The 14,690-nt window shown below is 74.2% G+C and carries 14 protein-coding genes; 11 read left to right on the plus strand and 3 right to left on the minus strand.

Annotated features, from left to right (window positions below; genetic code table 11):
• Positions 1-46: 46 nt before the first annotated feature.
• Positions 47-901, minus strand: a complete 855-nt coding sequence (locus EBN88_RS04170) for a carbohydrate ABC transporter permease (RefSeq protein ID WP_122182439.1) — start codon at positions 899-901, stop codon at positions 47-49.
• 47 nt (positions 902-948) lie between these two features.
• Complete coding sequence (locus EBN88_RS04175) at positions 949-2,367, minus strand: extracellular solute-binding protein (protein ID WP_122182415.1); 1,419 nt, start codon at positions 2,365-2,367, stop codon at positions 949-951.
• Positions 2,368-2,731: 364 nt separating this feature from the next.
• Between EBN88_RS04175 and EBN88_RS04180 the strand changes: the two genes are divergently transcribed.
• The 11 genes from EBN88_RS04180 to EBN88_RS04230 all read left to right on the plus strand — a co-directional run bounded on the left by EBN88_RS04180 (position 2,732) and on the right by EBN88_RS04230 (position 13,894).
• Positions 2,732-4,381 carry a glycoside hydrolase family 32 protein gene (locus tag EBN88_RS04180; RefSeq protein WP_122182416.1) on the plus strand — a complete coding sequence of 550 codons (1,650 nt, stop codon included), beginning with the start codon at positions 2,732-2,734 and terminating at the stop codon, positions 4,379-4,381.
• Complete coding sequence (locus EBN88_RS04185) at positions 4,368-5,417, plus strand: PfkB family carbohydrate kinase (RefSeq protein WP_122182417.1); 1,050 nt, start codon at positions 4,368-4,370, stop codon at positions 5,415-5,417. Before EBN88_RS04180 ends, EBN88_RS04185 begins: the two co-directional genes overlap by 14 nt.
• Positions 5,418-5,683: 266 nt before the next feature.
• Positions 5,684-6,217 carry an EF-hand domain-containing protein gene (locus tag EBN88_RS31545; protein ID WP_122182418.1) on the plus strand — a complete coding sequence of 178 codons (534 nt, stop codon included), beginning with the start codon at positions 5,684-5,686 and terminating at the stop codon, positions 6,215-6,217.
• A 65-nt stretch (positions 6,218-6,282) separates the two neighbouring features.
• Entirely contained in the window at positions 6,283-7,389 is a 1,107-nt protein-coding gene (locus tag EBN88_RS31550) for an isocitrate/isopropylmalate family dehydrogenase (RefSeq protein ID WP_233580443.1), read from the plus strand.
• On the plus strand, positions 7,386-7,985 hold the full coding sequence (locus EBN88_RS04200; RefSeq protein WP_122182419.1) for a cysteine hydrolase family protein: 600 nt from the start codon (positions 7,386-7,388) through the stop codon (positions 7,983-7,985). The genes EBN88_RS31550 and EBN88_RS04200 overlap by 4 nt, the downstream gene beginning before the upstream one ends.
• The gene (locus EBN88_RS04205; RefSeq protein WP_199742248.1) at positions 7,982-8,884 is read left to right on the plus strand and encodes an SAM-dependent methyltransferase; all 903 of its coding nucleotides are present in this window, start codon (positions 7,982-7,984) and stop codon (positions 8,882-8,884) included. Before EBN88_RS04200 ends, EBN88_RS04205 begins: the two co-directional genes overlap by 4 nt.
• Positions 8,885-8,997: 113 nt before the next feature.
• Positions 8,998-9,372, plus strand: coding sequence for a VOC family protein (locus EBN88_RS04210; RefSeq protein ID WP_122182420.1), 375 nt, complete (start codon positions 8,998-9,000; stop codon positions 9,370-9,372).
• A gap of 181 nt (positions 9,373-9,553) precedes the next feature.
• Positions 9,554-10,804, plus strand: a complete 1,251-nt coding sequence (locus EBN88_RS04215) for a glycoside hydrolase family 71/99 protein (RefSeq protein WP_147472638.1) — start codon at positions 9,554-9,556, stop codon at positions 10,802-10,804.
• Positions 10,805-10,975: 171 nt separating this feature from the next.
• Complete coding sequence (locus tag EBN88_RS04220) at positions 10,976-11,746, plus strand: ThuA domain-containing protein (RefSeq protein WP_122182422.1); 771 nt, start codon at positions 10,976-10,978, stop codon at positions 11,744-11,746.
• Positions 11,743-12,828: a Gfo/Idh/MocA family protein gene (locus EBN88_RS04225; protein ID WP_122182423.1), complete on the plus strand. Its 1,086-nt coding sequence runs from the start codon at positions 11,743-11,745 to the stop codon at positions 12,826-12,828. The genes EBN88_RS04220 and EBN88_RS04225 overlap by 4 nt, the downstream gene beginning before the upstream one ends.
• Positions 12,829-12,940: 112 nt before the next feature.
• Positions 12,941-13,894: a TIGR03564 family F420-dependent LLM class oxidoreductase gene (locus EBN88_RS04230; protein WP_122182424.1), complete on the plus strand. Its 954-nt coding sequence runs from the start codon at positions 12,941-12,943 to the stop codon at positions 13,892-13,894.
• 482 nt (positions 13,895-14,376) lie between these two features.
• Here the strand turns inward: EBN88_RS04230 and EBN88_RS04235 are convergent, their stop codons facing one another.
• Complete coding sequence (locus EBN88_RS04235) at positions 14,377-14,673, minus strand: helix-turn-helix domain-containing protein (RefSeq protein ID WP_122182442.1); 297 nt, start codon at positions 14,671-14,673, stop codon at positions 14,377-14,379.
• Positions 14,674-14,690: the final 17 nt, after the last annotated feature.

Consider the following 14,690-nt stretch of genomic DNA (forward strand, 5'->3'; position numbering starts at 1 on the left):
GCGCACGGGACGTACGCGGCTGGTGGGTGGATTCACCGGTCGGTGCTCACTGGTAGTGGACGAGGCGCCGGCTCAGGCGGAACTGGAGGGCGGTCACGGCGAGGATCAGCGCGAACAGCAACACCCCGACCGCCGACGCCTCCCCGAAGCGCAGCTGCTCGAAGGCGCTCTGGTAGATCACCATCACGACCGTCCTGGTGGCGTCGCCCGGGCCGCCGTCGGTCAGCACATAGGGCTGCTCGAAGACCTGGAGCGCGTTGATGACGCCGACCACGGACGCGACCAGCAGCGTCGGGCTGAGCAGCGGCAACGTGATGTGCAGGTGCTTGCGCCAGCCCGTCGAGCCGTCGACCGCCGCCGCCTCGTGCATCTCGCGCGGGATGTTGTTGAGCCCGCCGACGAAGAGCAGCAGCGAGAAGCCGAACTGCTGCCAGACGTAGACCAGCACCACCGCGACCATCGCCCACCGCTCGTGGGTCAGCCAGGGCACCGGGGAGACGCCGACGTGGCCCAGCGCCCAGTTGACCACCCCGAAGTCCTGGTTGAAGAGGTACTTCATCACGACCGAGATCGAGGCGGCCGACAGCACCAGCGGGAAGAAGAACGCCGAACGGAACGCCGCCCGCAGCCACTGCGGCAGCCTCCCGTCCAGGGCCAGCGCCAGCGCGAGGGCCAGGCCGAGCTGGAGGCCCACCGCCAACACCATGAACAGCAGGGTGTTGGTGAACGACACCAGCACCGTGGAGTCGGTGAAGACCTGCCGGTAGTTGGCGGTGCCGGCCCAGCGCGGGGAGTCGATCACGTTCCAGTGGAAGAGGCTCAACAGGACCGAGCCCACGATGGGCACCACCGTGAAGACCACCACCCCGACGACCGTCGGCGCCAGGAAGACGGCGGCCATCAGTCGGGCCGCGCGCCGTTGTGCGCGCCCGCGCGTTCGCAACTCGCTCACCACGCACGCTCCATGGCCGCCTCCAGGTCGTTCTGCATCGCCCGCAGCGCGGGCCGCACCGCGCCGGGCGAGCCCAGCGCGGTTCCGGTGTGCTTGGTCAACGCCAGCTCCACCTCGGTCACCTGCGGCGGCGCCGGGATCGGCCCCGTGTCCGGGAAGGCGTCGAGGGTGTCGTAGAACGTGCGCCACCCGGCGGGACCCGTGGTCCGGTAGCGCTCCGCGTTCAGCATCGAACGGCGCGCCGGCGTCGTCTGGTTGCCCTGGAAGAGCGCCTCCATCACCTCCCCGCGCACCGAGTACTTGATGAACTCCCAAGCCTCATCAGGCTTGTTCGAGGTGCGCAGCAGCGCGTAGCCGGCCCCGCCGAACTGGTGCCGCTGCCCACGCCACCGGGGGAAGAACGTCACGTCGTAGCCGTCGCGGTCCATCCCCGCCTCGTGCAGCCCGCCGGCCCAGAAGCCGCCCGCCGGGGTGACGCCGACCCGGCCGGTGGAGAAGACCCCGACCAGGTTGTTGCCGCTGCCGCCCTCCGGGCGCGAGCACAGGCCGCGCTGGATCAGCTCGGTGAGGTACTCGTAGACCTCCACCACCCGGTCCGAGGTCGCCTGCGGCGTGGTCCAGCGGTAGCCGCCGCCGCGCCCGGCCGCCGCCTCGCCCGGGTAGAACGCGTCCCACAGCCACGCGCCGCCCGGCGCCCTGGACTCCGCCAGGATGTTGGTGTCGTTGACGAAGAGCCAGGGCACCACCCCGCCCCACAGCCGGTTGGTCCAGTAGTAGGGCGTGAAGCCGCTCCCGCCCGCCGCCCGCAACTCGGTGAGCAGGGCGGTGAAGTCGTCCCGCTCCCAGTGCGGCGGGGGCGTTGCGAGCCCGGCGGACCGGAGCACCGAGGTGTTGAGGTACATGTCGGCCGCGTTGAACTCGACCGGCAGCTGGTAGAGGCTCCCCTCGTACATCATCGACTCCACCAGCGAGGGGTGCACGTCGGCGAAGTACTCGCGCAGCTCGTCCGCGTCCCGCCGCACCCGGTCGTCCAGCGCGACACCCAGGTTCTCGGCGAAGAGCTGCACGCCCTCGGTCGCCACATAGACCACGTCGGGGGCGGTGCCGGCGGCGATCTGGGTGAGGATCTTGGCGAAGAAGTCCGGCCAGTCGGTGGCCTGCACCGCGATCAGCCGGACCTGGATCTCGGGGTGCAGCTCCTGGAAGCCGTCGCGCAGCGCGCGTTGGGCCGCCGGGTCGACCGAGGAGCCGAGGGTGGCCACGGTCAGCGCGTCGTCGTCGCGGCCCGGGATGTCGGCGCCGGTCAGCCGCTCCCAGCTGGCGACCAGGCCGGCCGCCGCCGCGCCGGAGGCGCCGTAGCGCAGCAGCGCGCGCCGCGAGGGGCCGGACCGATCTCGGCGGCCGAAGGTGCTCATGCGGGGTCCCTTGTGGTGTCGGGGGCGATGGAGGTGTCGAACGCGGGTCTGTCGAGAGGGAGTTGGGGAACCGTCGTCCAGGGTCCCTGGCCTAACTCCTGTTAGGTGATGAGGTGCCGGCCATCATGGGAAGTGTGTCGCCGCCTTGTCAAGGGGTGTGAACGGGGAGGTTTCCGCCGGGCTGGCGGCGCGGGCGAACGGCGCGCGGGGGCTTGACCTTTAACGAGTTAGGGATACGGTCTGAGCCACCGAGGGTCGGCGCTCAGGCCGGAACCCGTCGAGCCGCCACCGCCTCGCGGCCAGCGGCCGGTGACCGGCCCGCGACCCCGTACGTGACCAGGCACCCAGGGAGAGGACGATCCCGATGACCCCCCACCGCCACGACCCCGACGCGCCGCACGCCTCCCCCGACCGCTCCGCCGGCCGGCGCGCCGTTCCCCGGTCAGCCGTCCGGCGCCGCACCCTCCTCGGACTGGCGGGCGCCGGCGCGGCGTTGGGCGCGCTGCCGGCGCTGCCCGCCCTCGCCGGGGAACGCACTCCGGCGCGCACCCCCGCGCGTGCCACCGCCCCGAGCGCCGTCACCTACCGTGGCGTCTACCACCACACCGTCCCCGACGAGTGGAAGAACGACCCGCAACGCCCGCTGCTGATCGACGGCGCCTACCACTACTGGTACCTCTACAACGCCGACTACCGCGCCGGCGCCGAGGGCACCGCCTGGCGGCTGGCCACCTCGACGGACCTGGTCACCTTCGCCGACCAGGGCGTCGCCATCCCCAAGGACACCACCCCCAACGGCGACGTCTGGTCCGGGTCGGCCGTGGTCGACCACGAGAACACCGCCGGCTTCGGCGCCGGAGCCGTGGTCGCGCTGGTCACCATGGAGCCGGTCGAGGGCGCCAACACCCAGGCCCAGTACCTGTGGTACTCCACCGACGGCGGTCGCTCGTTCGCCCCGCACGGCACCGACCCCGTGCTGGCCAACCCGGGCGTCCGGGACTTCCGCGACCCCAAGCTGCTCTGGGACGCCGAGCGCGGTCGCTGGGTCCAACTCCTCGCCGAGAACGACAAGGTGGGCTTCTACACCTCGGCCGACCTGAGGAGCTGGGAGTACGTGGGCGGCTTCGTCCGCACCGGCCTCGGCGTCCTTGAGTGCCCCGACCTGTTCCGCATCGAGACCGCCGACGGCGAGGCCCGCTGGGTGCTGGGCGTCAGCGCCAACGGCAAGCCGGTCGGGCTGCCCAACACCTACGCCTACTGGGTCGGTTCGTTCGACGGCACGACCTTCACCGCCGAGACCGACGAGCCCCGCTGGCTGGACCACGGCTTCGACTGGTACGCGGCCGTGACCTGGGAGAAGCACGCCGACCTCGGCGGCGGCCAGGTCGATCCCACCACCCGCTACGCGCTGGGCTGGCTCAACAACTGGGACTACGCCAACGCCACCCCGACCCTGGAGCACGACGGGTTCAACGGCACCGACTCCGTCGTCAGGGAGATCACCCTGGGCCGGGACGCCGACGGCGGCTGGGCCCTGTTCTCCCGCCCGGTCGACACCCTGGCCGCCCGCGCGACCCACGTCCACGAGCTGGGCGACCTGGCGGTGGACGGCGAACTCCCGCTGGACTTCGCCGGGGTGGCCTACGAGGTGACGACCACCGTCCGCTGGGAGCGGCTGACCACGCTCGGCCTCCAGCTGCGCAGGTCGGCGGACGGCGCCTCGCACGTGGACGCCGGGGTGCACGGGGACTACGCCTTCCTCAACCGGGGCGGCGTGCCCCACCCGGACGCCTCCGGCACCTGGACGGAGAGCAGGAGCCCGTTCGACCCGGCGCGTCGCGAGGTGACCCTGCGGGTGCTGGTCGACCGCGCCTCGGTCGAGCTGTTCGTCGACGACGGGCGCCACGTCCACTCCCAGCTCGCGTTCCCCGCGCCCGAGGCCACCGGACTGGCGCTCTTCACCGTCGGCGGCCCGGCGACGTTCGGCGGGGTGGTGATCCGTGACTTCGCCTGAGCGACGGCCCACCGCCCGAGCCGAGTTCCTGGTCGTCGGGGAGTGTGTGGCGGACATCGTGCGCGCGGCGGGCCGGCCGGAGGTGGTGCACCCGGGCGGCAGCCCGGCCAACGTCGCCTACGGCCTGGCCCGGCTCGGCCACCGGGTCACGCTGCGCACCCAGCTCGGGGACGACGAGCTGGGCCGGCTCATCCGCGCCCATCTCACGGGCGCCGGCGTGCGGGTCGCAAGCGCCAGCGCGGGCGCGCGGGTGCGCACCCCCTCGGCCACGGTGACCCTGGACGCCGAGGGGCAGGCGAGCTACGCCTTCGACATCGACTGGACCCTGCCGTCGGGCCCGCCGCCCGACCCGCCGCCGACCCATCTGCACATCGGCTCCATCGCCGCCACCCGGGAGCCGGGCGCGAGCGCCGTGCTCGACCTGCTGGGCCGGCTGCGGGCCGGCGCCACCGTCAGCTACGACCTCAACGTCCGGCCCCAACTCCTCGGCGGGCGCGCGGACTCGGTGGTCGCCGTGGAGCGGCGGGTGGCGCTCAGCGACGTGGTCAAGGCCAGCGAGGAGGACCTGGCCTGGCTCTTCCCCGGGGAGACCGCCGAGCGGGTCGTCGACCGCTGGCTCGCGGCGGGCGTGCCGCTGGTGCTCCTCACCCGGGGGGCCCGGGGCGCGTTGGCCGCCACCCGCGCCGCCCGCGTCAGCGCGGGCCCCGCGCACGCGCCGGCGGTCGTCGACACGGTGGGCGCCGGCGACTCCTTCCTCTGCGCCACGCTGGACGCGCTGGCGCACGCCGGCGCACTCGACCGCGCCGCGCTCCCCACCCTGACGGCGCCCACCCTGGCCGCCGTCGCCGCACACGCCGCCGGGGCCGCCGCCCTCACCGTCGCCCGCCCCGGCGCCCACCTCCCCGACCGCGCCGAACTCCCGCCGCCGAAGGTGCCGTTCGAGCCCCGGTGGGCCGGTCCTGGGCGGCGGGGGAGCGGCGACGGGAGGGCCGGGGCGGGTGCGGTGACGGGCCGGCCGTGTCCGGATGGTCGGTGACGTCCGCCCACCGACCCGGCCGACCCGTCGCCCACCGACCCGGCCGGCCCGCGCGGGCCGGCTTCATGCCCCGTGGCGGCCCGATTCCCCCGTTCGGATGAGTCGTTCCGCTTCCGCTCGCCCAACCACCGCCCGTCGGCGAATAGTTGGGGCACCGCCCGGGCCTCGTGGCCCGGCGCGGCGTGGGGTGCGCGGCCGTCGCGCCCTCCGCTTCCACGCCGGCCCGCCGCCGCGCGGGCCGGCAGGATCGATGAGAAGGGACGTTCATGCGCGAAGAAGCGGTCAACCGGGTCCGGGTCGTCTTCACCCTGCTCGACGCCGACGGCAACGGGGTGTTGGAGCCGGTGGACTTCGAGTTGATGGCCACCCGGGTGGTGGCCGCCGCGCCCCGCTCGGGCGAGGCCGAGAAGGACGCGCTGCGGGCCGCGTTCGAACGCTACTGGACCACCCTGGCCGCCGAGTTGGACGCCGACGGCGACGGCCGCATCGACTTCGACGAGTACACCTCGGTGGTGCTCGACCCCCGGCGGTTCGACGCCACCATCGCCGAGTTCGCCCGCGCACTGGCGGCCCTGGGCGACCCGGACGGCGTGGGGCTGGTCGACCGTCCCACCTTTGTGGCGCTGATGAGCGCCATCGGCTTCGAACGCGCCAACATCGACGCCCTCTTCGACGCCTTCGGCCCCTCGGCCGAGGACCGCATCGAGGCCGCCGCCTGGGAGGAGGGCATCCGCGACTACTACGCCCCGGACAAGGCCGGCATCCCCGGCGACCACCTGGTGGGCAAGGCCACGGCCTGAGCGTGGGGGACCGCGTTCACCCGAGAAAGATCAGAAGTGACCGGGCGAGACGAAGGGAGACGGCGGTGACCCACACGGCGGTGGTCGGCCTCGCGGTGGGCCGGGGCACGGGCGAGGAGGTCGCCGCGGTCTTCCGACGCGTGCTCGACCGGCTCGCCCAACTCCACGGCAGGCGCGTGCGGATCGTGCGTTCCCCCAGGACCTACCACTCCTACGCCTCACTGCGGAGGGAGGGCGGCGGTGTCGAGCGGATGCGGGAGCTGACGCGCCAGGACGCGGCGCACTACGAGGACTTCTGTCGGCGGCAGGCCGCCGCCGGCACCGGGGCCGTCTTCCGCACCGCCATCAACGCCCAGTCGCTGTACCTGGTCCGTCAGCGACTGAGCGCGGTCAAGGTCGACACCCTGAGCGCGGGCGACGCCACGCTGCTGCTGGTCAGGGACGAGGCACAGGGCTTCTACACCGGCGAGAACCAGCACGAGCCGGGCGTGCTGCACCGCGCCACGACGTTCAGCCGGCACACCACGGACGCGATCGTCGCCTTCGCCCTGCACCGCGCCCGCGCCCTGTGGCCGGAGAGCCCCGTGGAGCGGATCACCCTGGCCTACAAGTACCACCTGCTGGACGGGGCGTTGGAGGACTGGGCCGCCGAGGCGTCGGCGCGGCACGGGGTGGCGGTCGAGCTGTTCCAGCCCGACACCGTCAACCGCAACCTGATCGCCCACGGCCTCCCGGCGCGCGGCGTGATCGTCGCCGGCAACGAGTGGGCCGACATCATGCACGTGGTCCTGCTGGACCGCTTCGGCGCCGGGCGCCAGGAGAACCACTTCACGGAGAACGCGCACCTCCACCCGGACGTCGCGGGCCTGGTCGAGTACCAGACCGTGCACGGCTCGGCCGACGACATCGAGGGCACCGACAGCGTCAACCCGGTGGCCACCATCCGCGCGGCCGCCGCGATCGCCGAGCGGCACGCCGGCTGTTCGGGCGCGGCGCGCGCCGTGGAGGACGCCCTCGACCAGCTCGCCGGCCGGGGCGTCGGCACCCCCGACGTGGGCGGGCGCCACTCCACGACGGAGGTGGTGGACGCCCTGCTCGACACGCTCCGCCCGCACCCGGTGCCCGGGCCCACGACGCCCGGGGACCCGGCCGCCCCGGTGCCGGGGCGGTGACCGGGGGAACGGCGCTGGCGCTGGTCGACCTCCAGAACGACTTCTGCGCCGGCTCGGTGGCGGCCGAGCGTCGCGTCGACGATCCGACGCCGCTGAGCGCCGTGGTCGAGAACGCGGCCCGGGCGGTCACGTTGGCCAGGGCCGCCGGAACGGAGGTGCTCTTCGTCCGCTTCCTCGGCGATCCGGCGCACCAGGGCCCGAGTTGGCGTCGCAGGGACCTGGCCCAGGGCAGGCCGGCCAGCTGCGTGGAGGGCGGCTGGGGGGCGGAGTTCACCGGGGTGGCGCCGGGCGCGGGGGAGCGGGTCTTCACCAAGCGGGCCTGCTTCGACGCCTTCCTGGCCGAGGGGTTCGAGGCCCATCTGCGGGCGCGCGGGGTGCGCCGGCTGGTCATGGCCGGGCTCTTCGCCGACGTGTGCGTGGACTCCACGGCGCGCACCGCGTTCCAGAAGGGGTTCGACATCACCGTGCTCAGCGACTGCACCACCAGCCTGCACCTGCCGTATTCGGAGGTGTTGCGTTTCATGGCCCGGTTCTATGGGGCGCGGATCGTCGAGCACCGCGACCCGTCCTGGCGCGCGGCGGCGGAGGAGGAGTGACCGGGGTGGCGCCCTCGGGCGTCGCCAGGGGCGTGGCCAGAACCGCGCTGCTGGTGGCCGCCGCCCGGGCCATCGAGACCCACCGGGTCGACGCGCTGGCCAGCGACCCCTACGCCGAGCACTTCGTGCGCGCCGAACCGGCCTGCGCCGACTGGCCGTTGCGGCCCTGGCAGGTGCCGGACGGGGAGGCGGACCCGCTGTGGGGGCGGCTCGGGCGCTACTTCGGGCTGCGCACCCGGGTGGTGGACGACTTCCTGCTGGCCGCCGCCCGCTCCGGCATCCGCCAACTGGTGCTGCTGGGGGCCGGTCTCGACACCCGGGCCTACCGGCTGGTCTGGCCGGACGGCCTGGCGGTCTTCGAGATCGACCGACGGCCGGTGCTGACGTTCAAGGAACGGGTGCTGGCCGACCTCCCGCCGTCCGCCCCGGCCGCCGAGCCCAGGGCGGCCCGGCACGCCCTCGCCGCCGACCTCACCGGGAGTTGGGCGACGGCGCTCACGGACGCGGGGTTCGACCCGGCCCGGCCCACGGCCTGGCTGGCCGAGGGGCTGCTGCTCTATCTGCCGGCGGCGACGGAACGTCGACTCATCGACACCGTCGACCGGTTGAGCGCCCCGGGCAGCGCGCTGCTCTACGAGATCAAGCTGGTCGAGTCGGCCCGGGTCAGGTCAGGAGCCGTCTACACCCACACCCTCGGGCGCACCGGGGTCGACCTGCTCGCCCTCTTCGCCGGCGGTCCCCGCCCCGACTCCGCCGGCGACCTCGCCGCCAGGGGCTGGGTGCCCACGGTGCACACGCCGTTCACCTTCACCAGCCGCCACGGGCGCGGCCCCCGGCCCGAGCCCAACGACGCGCTCGCCGGCAACCGTTGGGTCTTCGCCCACCGCCCCCGACGGTGAACGCCGCCCGCGCGCCGCCCGGGCCCGCGCGCGCTTCGGCGGTAATCGTTCGACGGTGCGGCGCCGGCCGACGATCCGGTCCGGGACTGAGTCCGCGACCCGGAAGAGGCACCGTGCACCCCACCATCCGTCACCTCACCTTCGACTGCTCCGGCGAGCCCTATGAACTGGCCCGGTTCTGGGGCGCGTTGTTGGGCCGGCCCATCTCGGACATCGATGCCCCCGGGGACGACGAGGTGCTGGTCGAGGCGCCCGACGGCGGTCCCGGGCTGCTCTTCGTGCGGGTCGAGGAGGGCAAGGCGGCCAAGAACCGGCTCCACCTCGACCTGCGCCCGACCGGCCGGACGCGCGCCGAGGAGGTCGCCCGCGCCCGGGAGTTGGGGGCGCGCCTGGTCGCCGACCACACCGGGCCCGAGGGCCGGGGCTGGGTGGTGCTGGCCGACCCGGAGGGCAACGAGTTCTGCGTGGAGCGCGGGGCGTCGGGCTGACCGGCCCCCGACGGCCGGGCCGTGGCGCGCGTCCCCGCCGGCGGGGACGCGCGGGGTGGGGGGACCCGTTGACGCACCCGTGACAGCCCGAGCGGCCTCCAGTAGCGTGCCGGCCGAACGCACAGCACCAAACAGAACAGCGCACGGCATGACCCCCCACAGTCCGAAGAAGGGCATCCTCATGCCACACGACGAACAGTTCGCGTCCGAGCACGCCGAACCCGCCGACGGCGCCGCCACCCCCACGGGCGGCGCCCGGCGCCGAGGCCCGAGCCGCCGGGGCGTCATCGGCGCGGCGGCCGGGGCCGTTCTCGGCGGCGGCGCCCTCGCCATAGCGGCGAACGCCTCCGGTTCCGAGGCCACCGGGCGCGGAAACGGAGAACCGCTCCAGGTCGAGCGCCCGCGCGCCGCCGGCCCCCTCGACCTGGACAACACCCCCGACGCCGTCGGGATCTGCTACTCGGTCTGGCACAACCTGGCCGTCGGCCCCGGCAGGCCGATCCACGACAACACCGAGATCCTGCACGCCGCCAACAGCACCGGGCAGCCCCCGCAGTGGGGGCCGTTGCACGCCTTCCACTACTGGGGCCGCCCGGAGCGCGGCTACTACCGGGGCGACGACGCCGGGGTGCTGCGGCACCACTTCCGGCAACTGGCCGAGGCGCGGATCGACTTCATCGCCATCGACGCCACCAACATCAACGGCCAGCCTGACGCGGACAGCGAGGACAGCTACTACCAGCCCACCCGCGTCCTGCTGGAGGCGATGCGTGCCCACCGCGACTCGGGCGAGGCGACGCCGTTCGTCGTTCCCTGGGTGAGCACGCGGGCGGACGCGGCGGACCCGGCCGCCTCCGGGCTGGCGACCCACGACCGCTTCTACGCCTCGGGCGAGTGGCAGGATCTCTTCGTCCAGTACCAGGGCAAGCCGCTGCTGCTGACCACCGACACCCTGCCCGACGTGCTCGCCGAGCGCTTCACGCTCCGGAAGATGTGGGGGCTGCAACAGCAACTGGCCGAGCGCGAGTGGTCGTTCCTCCAGGAGTACCCGCAGAACGTCGGCATGGACGGCGGCGTGCCCGAGCAGGTCGCGGTGTGCGCCGCGCTCCAGAAGTCGTATATGACGGACCCGTCCGCGATCGCCCGGCGCGGCGGGCGCACCATGCGGGAGCAGTGGCGCCACGCCTTCTCGGTGCGGCCCCGAGTCACGATGCTGACCTGGTGGAACGAGTGGATAGCGCAGCGCTTCGAGGACGAACAGGGCAACGCCCGCTTCGTCGACGCCTACGACGCCTCGCTCAGCCGGGACATCGAGCCGATGGACCCGAGCCAGCCCGGCAGTCACGGCGACCTCTACTACCGATGGACGCGGCAGTACGTCGCGGCCTACGAGGATCACCAGCCCTTCCCCGAGGGGCTGGTCCAGGGGTAGCGACAGACCAACTCCCGCCGGCCCCCGTCGCGTTGACGGGGGCCGGTGCGCGGTCGCCACCGACCGACCCGCCCGCCCCTCCCGGGGGTGGGCGAAGCCGGTCGTTGTCGGTCATGGGAGGGTTCATAACGTCCATGCCCTAAGAGTTGATTGTCATAAGGGGAACGAGAGATGACCGGATCGACCCGTGCGACGTCTGGCCGCCCGCTGCGCGTCACGGTGTGGAACGAGAACGTCCACGAGACGACCGAGCCAGCCGTCGCCGAACGCTACCCCGAGGGCATCCACGGCGCGATAGCCGCCGGCATCGGCGAACACCTCGCCGACGCCCACATCCGCACCGCCACCCTCGACCAGCCCGAACACGGCCTCACCGAGGAGGTGCTGGCCGACACCGACGTGCTGACCTGGTGGGGGCACGCGGCACACGACCGGGTGGACGACGCGGTGGTGCGCCGCGTCCAGCGCCATGTGCTCGCCGGGATGGGCCTGTTGGTCCTGCACTCGGGCCACTTCTCCAAGATCTTCACCAGCCTGCTGGGCACCACCTGCACCCTGGACTGGCGCAACGGCCAGGACCGCGAACTGGTCTGGACGGTCGCCCCCACCCACCCGATCGCCGAGGGCGTTCCCAGCCCCATCGACATCCCCCAACAGGAGATGTACGGGGAGCACTTCGACATCCCGACGCCCGAGGAGCTGATCTTCATCAGCTCCTTCAGCGGCGGCGAGGTCTTCCGCTCCGGCTGCACCTTCACCAGGGGCCACGGCCGGATCTTCTACTTCAGCCCCGGCGACCAGGAGTACCCCGTCTACCACCACCCGGACGTGCGCCGGGTGTTGGCCAACGGCGTGCGCTGGGCGGCGCAGCCGGAGCGCGAGCGGCGCGCGCCGCAGATCCACGAGCGCCCCACCGCCGGCTGGTTCGAGGCCGGCCGATGAGCGCCGGCCAGCCCCCTGCGGCGGGGGCCGAAGCCGCCCCGGTCACCTTCCGCACGCTGCCCGCCGACCGGCCCGTTCGCCTGCTGCTCGTCGGCGCCGGCGGCATGGGGCGCGCCTGGCTGCGCGCGATCGCCGCCGAGCCCGAGGTCACCCTGGCCGGGGTGGCGGACCTCGACGTCGCCCAGGCGCGCCGCTCGCTCGCCGCCGTGCCGGGCCTGGGCGAGGTGCCGGTCGCCGCCTCGCTCGGCGAACTCGCCGACGGCGAGGGCGCCGACGCGGTGCTCGACGTGACCGTGCCCGCCGCCCATCTGCCCGTCACCCTGGAGGCGTTGGGTCGGGGCCTGCCCGTGCTGGGCGAGAAGCCGATGGCGGCCACGCTCGGCGAGGCGCGGGCCCTGGTGCGGGCGGCCGAGGAGGCGGGCGAGCTGTTCATGGTCAGCCAGAGCCGCCGCTACGACCGGCACCTGCACGCGCTGCGCGCCGAGGCGGAGCGGCTGGGCCGGCTCGGCATCCTCGTGCAGGAGTTCTTCAAGGCGCCCCGCTTCGGCGGCTTCCGGGACGCCATGGAGCACCCGCTGGTGCTCGACATGGCGATCCACAGCTTCGACGCCGCCCGCTTCGTCCTGGGCGCCGACCCCGTCGCGGTCTACTGCGACGAGTACAACCCGGCGTGGAGCTGGTACCGGGGCGACGCCGCCGCCACCGCCATCTTCGAGATGGCCGGCGACACGCGGTACGTCTACACCGGCAGCTGGTGCAGCGACGGGCTGGAGACCTCGTGGAACAGCGACTGGCGGCTCAGCGGCGAGCGCGGCAGCGCGACCTGGGACGGCGAGAACGCGCCGCGTGTGGAGCTGGCGGACCCGGGGAACGCTCCCGAAGCGGCCGCCAACGCCCCGGCGGGGAGCGGGATAGCGGGCGCGCTGACCGAGTTCGTCACCGCGCTGCGCACCGGGCGGGTGCCGATGGGGGAGTGCCACGACAACCTGCTGAGCCTCGCCATGGTGCACGCCGCGATCGCCTCGGCCAGGGACCGGGCCCGGGTGACCATCGCCGAGGTGCTCGCGGCCGCGACGGCATGACCGGCGCGCCGGCGTGACCCGGTGACCCTCGGGGGGCGTCCTGCGGCGGGGCGCCGCCCGGGGCGGGCCGGTACCGGGAATAGGCCGGGCGGGGGCGGCCGTTGCCCGTGGTATGGACGTTGGGGTGGTGCTGTCGGGCGCCGGGGCGCCGAACTTCGTGGAGGGGGCCGTCGCGCAGGCGCGCGAGGCCCGGGAGACGGGCGTGGCCTCGGCCTGGCTGGGGCAACGACTCGACTATGACGCCGCCGCGTTGGCGGCCGTGATCGGGCACGCGGTGCCCGGGCTGACCGTCGGCACCTCGGCGATCCCGATCTTCGGGCGCCACCCGGTGCTGGTGGCCGGGCAGGCGCTGACCGCCCAGGCGGCGGCCGGCGGGCGCTTCCAACTGGGGCTGGCGCTGGGCGCCAAGCCGTTTGTGGAGGGAACGTTCGGGATCACCTATGAGCGGCCCGTCGCGTTGCTCGCCGAGTTTCTGACCGTGCTGCGCGCGCTGCTGACCGAGGGCACGGCGGACTTCCGGGGCGAACTGCTCAGCGCCGCACCGCCGTTGCCGGTCGCCCTGCCGGGCGCGGAACGCGTTCCGCCGCTGCTGGTGGCGGCGATGGGTCCCCAGGCGCTGCGGGTGACGGGCGAACTCGCCGACGGCACCCTGCCGTTCCTCGCCGGGCCCCGGGCGCTCGGCGAGCATGTCGTGCCGGCGCTCACGGCGGCGGCCGAGGCGGCCGGGCGGCCCGCGCCCCGGGTGGTCGCGCTGGTGCCGGCCGTGGTCACCGCCGAGGTGGCCCGGGTGCGCGAGGTGGCGGCGCGGGAGCTGGCGTTCTACGAGTCGATCCCCTCCTACCGCCGGGTCCTCGAACTGAGCGGCGCGGAACGGGCGGCCGAGGTCGCGGTCGTCGGCGACGAGGAGACGGTCGCCGCCGAGGTGCGCCGCTACCGCAACGCGGGCGCGACCGAGGTGGTCCTCACCCAGACCTCGATGGGCGGCGAGGCGGCCCGCCGCCGCACATGGCGCCTGGCCGGCGAACTGACCCGGGCGGACGGGCGCGGCCCGCGGGCCGGCGCGTGACCGGGCGGCGGTCGTTCCTCGGGCGGAGAGGCAATCCGCTTGGGGTGCCTCTCCGTTGAGAGGTTCGGAGCGCTTCTCCGTTCGGAGGGTTTCTCCGTTCGGAGGGTTTCTCCGGTTGAGCGCGAGGCGGAGAGGCTCTCCGCTCGCGCGGGCAGCGGTGCGGTGCGGTGCGGTGCGGTGCGGGTAACGGAAGGGCGCTCCGCCTGGCTGAGCGGCGGTGAGCCTCTCCGCTTGGGGGCGGTGAGTGGGTGAGGGGCCCGGCGTCTTGGGCGAGGGCGGTGGGGTGTCGGAGAGGTTCTCCGTGTCGGCGGCCCGGGGGTTGGCTCTGATGAGAGGGGCCTCGCCCGATGGAGACGCTCTCCGCTTGAGGCGGCGCTCGCGTTGCGCCGCCAGTGTTCCGGTCGCGCCCCAGGGCGAGGGGCGCCGGTGGGCGGAGAGCCTCTCCGCATCCATGGCGGCCTTCGCTCCGGCGAGCGCGTGGCCTACGCCGAGCGGGCGGTGGCCTCGGCGGCCAGCGAGGCCGCCTCGTCGGGGGCGAAGTCGGCCGCCTCGGCGGCGAGTTGGTCCAGGGAGAGGCCAACCGCCGTGGCCAGGGCCGCGATGGTGAAGAACGCCGGGGTCGGGGCGCGGCCCGTCTCGATCTTGCGCAGCGTCTCGGCGGAGACGCCGGCCGCCGCCGCGATCTCCACCATGCTGCGCTCGCCGCGCGCCCGGCGCAGCAGCGCGCCGAGCCGTTCGCCGCGCTGCCGTTCCCAGGGGGTCAGGGGAGTCCGCACCATGTCGCGATGGTAGCCCC

The sequence above is a fragment of the Streptomyces triticirhizae genome (assembly GCF_003696235.1).
Lineage (GTDB): Bacteria > Actinomycetota > Actinomycetes > Streptomycetales > Streptomycetaceae > Streptomyces > Streptomyces triticirhizae.

What these genes read in the sequence shown, in the direction of transcription:
- EBN88_RS04170 (WP_122182439.1), bottom strand. Translation starts at nt 901, where the DNA reads ATGGCCGCCGTCTTCCTGGCGCCGACGGTCGTCGGGGTGGTGGTCTTC.
- EBN88_RS04175 (WP_122182415.1), bottom strand. Translation starts at nt 2,367, where the DNA reads ATGAGCACCTTCGGCCGCCGAGATCGGTCCGGCCCCTCGCGGCGCGCG.
- EBN88_RS04180 (WP_122182416.1), top strand. Translation starts at nt 2,732, where the DNA reads ATGACCCCCCACCGCCACGACCCCGACGCGCCGCACGCCTCCCCCGAC.
- EBN88_RS31545 (WP_122182418.1), top strand. Translation starts at nt 5,684, where the DNA reads ATGCGCGAAGAAGCGGTCAACCGGGTCCGGGTCGTCTTCACCCTGCTC.
- EBN88_RS04215 (WP_147472638.1), top strand. Translation starts at nt 9,554, where the DNA reads ATGCCACACGACGAACAGTTCGCGTCCGAGCACGCCGAACCCGCCGAC.
- EBN88_RS04220 (WP_122182422.1), top strand. Translation starts at nt 10,976, where the DNA reads ATGACCGGATCGACCCGTGCGACGTCTGGCCGCCCGCTGCGCGTCACG.
- EBN88_RS04225 (WP_122182423.1), top strand. Translation starts at nt 11,743, where the DNA reads ATGAGCGCCGGCCAGCCCCCTGCGGCGGGGGCCGAAGCCGCCCCGGTC.
- EBN88_RS04230 (WP_122182424.1), top strand. Translation starts at nt 12,941, where the DNA reads ATGGACGTTGGGGTGGTGCTGTCGGGCGCCGGGGCGCCGAACTTCGTG.
- EBN88_RS04235 (WP_122182442.1), bottom strand. Translation starts at nt 14,673, where the DNA reads ATGGTGCGGACTCCCCTGACCCCCTGGGAACGGCAGCGCGGCGAACGG.